The organism is Cellulomonas sp. P4_B5_2 (genome assembly GCF_056402235.1).
This window is the reverse complement of sequence record NZ_JBFUHU010000238.1, coordinates 1-5844: the sequence shown is the minus strand read 5'-3', so window position 1 is coordinate 5844 and position 5844 is coordinate 1. Positions and strand designations below refer to the sequence as shown.

At 73.8% G+C, this 5844-nt stretch carries 5 protein-coding genes; 1 reads left to right on the top strand and 4 read right to left on the bottom strand.

The genetic code is table 11. The features are described 5' to 3' along the window. On the top strand, positions 1-1235 hold a 1235-nt coding region (locus tag AC1DUQ_RS16145), incomplete at its 5' end, for a GTPase (RefSeq protein ID WP_477074133.1). Here the strand turns inward: AC1DUQ_RS16145 and AC1DUQ_RS16140 are convergent. The 4 genes from AC1DUQ_RS16140 to AC1DUQ_RS16125 form a co-directional block, all read right to left on the bottom strand. Then, on the bottom strand, positions 1210-1866 hold the full coding sequence (locus tag AC1DUQ_RS16140) for a hypothetical protein (protein ID WP_477060218.1): 657 nt from the start codon (positions 1864-1866) through the stop codon (positions 1210-1212). The two genes, AC1DUQ_RS16145 and AC1DUQ_RS16140, sit on opposite strands and share 26 nt — an antisense overlap. Positions 1867-1988: 122 nt before the next feature. Next, the gene (locus AC1DUQ_RS16135) at positions 1989-3488 is read right to left on the bottom strand and encodes an NAD(P)/FAD-dependent oxidoreductase (RefSeq protein WP_477060217.1); all 1500 of its coding nucleotides are present in this window, start codon (positions 3486-3488) and stop codon (positions 1989-1991) included. A gap of 69 nt (positions 3489-3557) precedes the next feature. Continuing rightward, positions 3558-5006 (bottom strand): GH1 family beta-glucosidase, encoded by a 1449-nt coding sequence (locus AC1DUQ_RS16130; RefSeq protein ID WP_477074132.1) that lies wholly within the window; start codon positions 5004-5006, stop codon positions 3558-3560. A gap of 31 nt (positions 5007-5037) precedes the next feature. After that, positions 5038-5844 (bottom strand): hypothetical protein (locus AC1DUQ_RS16125; RefSeq protein ID WP_477074131.1); only part of this gene is annotated, 807 nt, incomplete at its 5' end.

The window sequence follows — 5844 nt, the reverse complement described above, 5'->3', positions numbered from 1 at the left end:
ACCCCGGGGACCTCGACGGGCCGCTGCGCCCGACGGCTCGCCGCACACGCGAGCTGCTGCAGGCCGCCGCGGACGCCTGCGCCGGCGACCCGCTGGTCGCCACGGAGCTGCGCGGGCTGGTGGAGCGCTTCGAGCGACCGCTGACCGTCGGGTTCGCGGGACTCATCAAGTCGGGCAAGTCGACGCTGCTCAACGCGCTCGTGGGTGCGCGGGTGGCGGCGTCGGACCTGTCGGAGTGCACGCAGACCGTCACCTGGTACCGGTACGGGRAGACGCCGCGCGTCGCCGTGCACCCCCGGTCGGGCCGCTCGTGGGAGAGCCCCGCGATGGCGGGTCGGACCGGGCTCCAGCTCGACCTGCGCGGAGTGCCCGTGGACGAGATCGACCACGTCGACGTGTGGTGGCCCGCGCCGGTGCTGCGCGAGCGCACGCTCATCGACACCCCGGGGCTCGACGCCCTCTCCGGGGTGGCGTCGCGCCGGTCGCACGAGTTCCTCGCCACGGACGCGGTCACGTCGGCCGTCGACGTGGTCGTCTACCTGGTGCGCCAGGTGCGGCGCGCGGACGTGCGCTACCTCGAGGACCTGGCGCGGCTGCGCGGCGAGGGTTCCGTCGCCAGCACGATCGCCGTGGTGGCCCGCGCGGACGAGGTCGGCGCCGGACGGATCGACGCCCTGGTGTCCGCGGAGCGCCTCGCCCGGCGCCACCGGGAGAACCCGGACGTGACCCGGCTGTGCGGGGTCGCGCTGCCCGTGGCCGGCCTGCTCGCCGAGACCGCGCAGACCCTGCAGCCGGACGAGGCGGCCGACCTGCGCGCGCTCGCCGCGCTGGACCGCACGGTCGTCGAGGAGCTGCTGCTGTCCGTGGACCGCTTCCGGCGCCCGTCCCTGTCCGTACCGGTGTCCGCGCACGCGCGCGCCGAGCTGCTGGACCGCCTCGGCATGTTCGGTGTCCGCACCTGCCTGGCCCTGCTGCGCGGCAACCAGCTCGACACGGCCGAGCTGACCACCGAGCTGTCCCGGCGCAGCGGCGTGGAGGAGCTCCGCAGGTCGCTCGACGTCGCCGTCGAGGGCCGCGACCGGCGGCTCGCGCAGGACGCGCTCGCCCGGATGCTCGACCTCGTGGGCGACGACCGGGTGCCCGAGGTGGCTCGCGCGGCACGCCGGCTGCTCTCCGCGACGCGTCCGCTGCACTCCGACAGCCCCACGGTCAGCGCCGGCGCCGCAGCTCCCTGAACCATCGGCCCGAGGGTCGGGAGGCCAGGATGACCGAGCCGATCAGGGCGAGCCCCGCCTGCGCGAGCAGCGCCACCCGGTTGAGGTCGCGGATCAGATAGACGTCGGAGTCGGCCAGGACGTCCTGCACGAGCAGGACGATCGCCGCGCCGAGCAGCCCGAGCAGGACCAGGCCCCAGCGGGCTCCCCCGTGCCCACCGGCCGTGCGGAGCACCAGCACCAGGTGCACCAGCCACACCAGGACGAGACCACCGACCATGATCCAGACGAGCACGCTGGCGGCGTCCTGCGCGGTGGCGAGCGTGGTCGTCGGGTCCCGCTCGACCACCTCGGCGGCGAAGCGGTCGCGCAGCTGCGGCTGCGAGCGCACGATCGACCCGGCCGCGAGCAGCCCCGCCGCGAGGCTGCCGACCCAGAAGCTGATCCCGGTCGAGACCGCCCCCGGCATCGGCGGCGGCGCGCTCGTCGCGACGAAGCCCACCCCGCCGACCTCGGGACGAGGGGGCGGCTCGGCGCCCACGGGCGGGCGCTGCGGCTCCTCGTCGGTCGTGGTGGACTCGTCGACGGCGGCGTCCTCGTGCGCCGGCGGGGTCGCCTGGCCCTCGGGCTCGCGCGCTGCCGGCGGTGACATGCTCCCCACGCTAGTCGCGACCCCGGTGGCACCGCCGGGGTTCGGACGGGAGGGGTGCCGCCCGTCCGAGAGACGACACGAGCCCCCGACCCGGCGGGGGTCAGGGGCTCGCTCGCGGGCGGTCAGGCGCTCTTGGTGCCCTTCGCGGCCTTCTTCTCGGCAGGCGACCCCGCCTCGGCCTTGATCGCCGGCAGCGCCGGGTCGGCCTCGCCGGGCTCGACCGCGCGGGGCTTCGCCGGCACCGACGCGGCGCGGAACTCGGCCCGCGGGTCGTGCAGGGTGCCGAGCGCGACCACCTCACGGCGGAACAGCAGGGAGCCGGTCCAGCCGGCGGCGATCTTGATCTTGCGGTTGAAGGTCGGCATCGCGGCCACGTGGTACGTGCGGTGCAGCACCCACGCGAGGAACCCGCGGACCTTCAGGCGACCGAACATCTGCGCGACGCCCTTGTACATGCCGAGCGACGCGACCGCGCCGATGTTCTTGTGCTTGTACTCCGTCACGTCGGCCGAGCGCAGGACGCGTGCGAGGTTGTCGCCCAGGTGGTTGCCCTCGCGCAGCGCGTGCTGGGCGTTCGGCGGGCAGAACTGGCCCGGGTTGTACAGGTCCGGCACGGCGGCGCAGTCGCCCGCGGCGTACGCGTCCGGCACCGGCGTGCCCTCGGCGTCGACCACCTGGAGGAACGCGTTGCAGGTGACCCGGCCCAGCTTGTCCAGCGGCAGGTCCGAGTTCTGCAGCACCGGGTTGGCCTTGACGCCGGCCGTCCAGACGATGGTCTCGGCGTCGAACTCCATCTTGTTCGAGAGGACCACGTGGCCGTCGACGCAACTGTTGAGGAAGGTCGACAGGTGGATCTCGATGTCCCGCTTGCGCAGCTGCTCGAGCGTGTAGCCGCCGAGCTCCTCGCTGACCTCGGGCAGGATCCGCGGGGAGCCCTCGACCAGGACGAAGCGGACCTCCTCCTGCTCGATCGCCTTGTAGTACTTCACCGCGGCGCGGGCCATGTCCTCGACCTCGCCCAGCGCCTCGATGCCGGCGAAGCCGCCGCCGACGAAGACGAACGTGAGCATGCGCTTGCGCAGGTCCGGGTCCCAGGTGCTCGCCGCCATGTCGATCCGGTTGAGCACGTGGTTGCGGACCGCGATGGCCTCTTCCACGTTCTTGAACCCGATGCCCTGCTCCGCCAGCCCGGGGATGGGCAACGTGCGCGCGACCGAGCCGAGCCCGACGACCAGGTGGTCGTAGGTGATCCAGTAGGGGTCGCCCTCCTCCGGGGTGATCTGCACGGTCCGCCCGCCGTGGTTGATCTCGCTGACCTTCCCCTGCAGCACGTCGACGCCCTTGAGGGCGCGGCGGTGCGGGGCGACCACGTTGCGCGGGTCGATCGAGCCGGCCGCCGCCTCGGGAAGGAACGGCGCGTACGTCATGTACGGCCGCGGGTCGACGACGACGATGGCCGCCTCGCGCTTGCCGAGGCGCTTGCGCAGCCGCCGGGCCGTGTACAGACCGACGGTGCCGCCGCCGAGGATCACGACGCGGGGCACCTTGCGGGGCTTGCCCGACCGGGCCGTGGCGCCCGCGGCGGCTGGCGTGGTGGCGACGTCGGAGACAGGCGTAGGCATGCCTCAACGGTAGCCGCGCGGGGATGGTGCCGCCCTACGGGGAGCCGGTGACCCTGGGCACAGTGCGGCTCAGGACGGCGCCACCGCGTTGGCGCGGACCATCGTCGAGTACCACCGCGCACTGTCCTTCGGGGTCCGCTCCTGCGTCTCGAAGTCGACGTGCACCAGCCCCCACCGCTGGCTCAGGCCCTCGGCCCACTCGAAGTTGTCCAGCAGCGACCAGGCGTAGTACCCGGTCAGCCGCACTCCGTCGCCGATCGCACGGGCGGCCTGCTGCAGGTGCGCGCGCAGGAACTCCAGGCGCTCGGCGTCCTCGACCGTGCCCTCCGCCGTCGGGTCCGGGATCCCGTTCTCGGTGATGACCAGCGGCGGGGCGTCCGGGTAGTCGATGAGCAGGTCCATGAGCTGGTCGTACAGACCCTCGGGGTGCACCTGCTGCCAGGTGGCCACCGAGGTCGGGTAGAGCGGGACCTGGTTGCCGGCGTCGTCGACCCCCGTGACCCCGTAGTACTGGATCGCCAGGAGGTCGAGCGGCGCGGAGATCACCTCCAGGTCGCCGTCGCGGACGAGTCCCTCGAACGCCTCGGCGTCGGCCGGCAGCTGCCCCGCCAGGGTGCCGATCGCGTCCGTCGGGTACCGCCCGAGGAGGACGGGGTCCAGGAACAGCCTGTTCTCCACCGCGTCGACGCGCACCGCGGCCGCGTCCGCCCCGCGGTCCACGGGGTAGACCGGCAGGAGGTTGAGAGCGATGCCGATGCCACCCGCCGCGCCGCTCGCCCGGAACGCCTGGACGGCCCGGCCGTGCGCGAGCAGCTGGTGGTGGACGGCGGCCGCCGCCTGGTCCACGTCGGTGATCCCGGGCGCGTGCGCACCCCACCGGTAGCCCACGTAGGCGGTCGTCTTCGGCTCGTTGAGCGTCAGCCACGTGGCGTCGACGTCGCGCAGGGCCTCGAACACGATCGCCGCGTAGTCCGCGAACCGGTCCGCGGTGTCGCGCGCCGCCCAGCCGCCGGCGTCCTGCAGGGGTTGCGGCAGGTCCCAGTGGTACAGGGTGATCGCAGGGTGGATGCCCCGCGCGAGCAGGCCGTCGACCAGCCGGCGGTAGAAGTCGACCCCGCGCTGGTTGACCGCCCCGGACCCCGTCGGCTGGATGCGCGGCCACGCGACCGAGAACCGGTACGCCGGCAGACCCAGGTCGGCGAGGAGGTCGAGGTCCGACTCCCACCGGCGGTAGTGGTCGGCCGCGGGGTCGCCCGTCGCACCGTCGGCGATGCGTCCCGGCTCGGCGGCGAAGGTGTCCCAGATGGACGGCCCGCGGCCGTCGGCGGTGGTGGAGCCCTCCACCTGGAACGCCGACGTCGCCGCGCCCCAGACGAACCCCTCAGGGAAGGCCATCGGCTCGGCGGGCGGCTCCCAGCCGGAGTCCGTCGCGGTGGGCTCCGGGACCGACGGCGCCCGCGAGCAGGCGGCGAGCACACCCGCGGCCGCCCCCAGCTGCAGGAGCAGTCGTCGGTCCAAGACCGGACCGGCACCGTGGTCGGGCACGCTGTCAGGGAGTCGCGGTCGGCGAGGGGATGACGCCCTCGGCCCCGATGGAGACATCCGCGGGGGCGTCGAGGGCCGGGGCCTTCGCGAACGGCCACGGCGGCGTGGACGCGTTGGTCCCGACGGGGAGCACCTGCACCCCGTCGTCGCCGTAGACGAACTGCGACGTGGGCGCACCCCGCAGCGGGTACACGTTCCAGCGCGCACGGCCGTCCGCGTCGGTCCGGCTGACGAACGACCACGGCTCGGTGCCCTCGGGGAACCAGTACTGCTCGTAGCCGTTGTCGTAGGTCGTCCGCACCGGCCGGCCGCGGTCGTCGTAGACCTGGACGTCCGTGAGCGGGTTGCCCTCGGCGTCGTAGACGAACAGGTTGCTCACCTGCATGCCGTCGACGACGACCCCGTCGATCGCCTTCTCCTGGAAGATCGTCCGGGTGCCGTCGCCGCCGAACGCGCCGGCGACGTAGGAGTCGTAGACCTCGTCGCGCTGGTGGGCCTGGTCCTGCACCGTGACCAGGACCGGGAGCACCAGGACGACCGCCGTCGCGTTCCCCAGCACGGCGACCCAGGAGACCGACCGCGACTGGAACCAGGCGCCGCGACCCCACTGCACGCTGAGCAGCACGCACAACGCGAGGATCAGCCACAGGGCCAGCTCGGTGGGCAGGAACCGGAGCCGCGCCCCACCGAGCACGTACACGAGCGCCGAGTAGGCGACCCAGCCGCGCGCGATCCACCAGACCGGCCGCAGCGCGACGAGGAACGCCTCCACGGGCGCCCACCACATCAGTGCGCGGAGGCGTCCCAGGGC

Coding starts and splice junctions, on each gene's coding strand:
- AC1DUQ_RS16140 (WP_477060218.1), bottom strand. CDS start 1,866: ATGTCACCGCCGGCAGCGCGCGAGCCCGAGGGCCAGGCGACCCCGCCG.
- AC1DUQ_RS16135 (WP_477060217.1), bottom strand. CDS start 3,488: ATGCCTACGCCTGTCTCCGACGTCGCCACCACGCCAGCCGCCGCGGGC.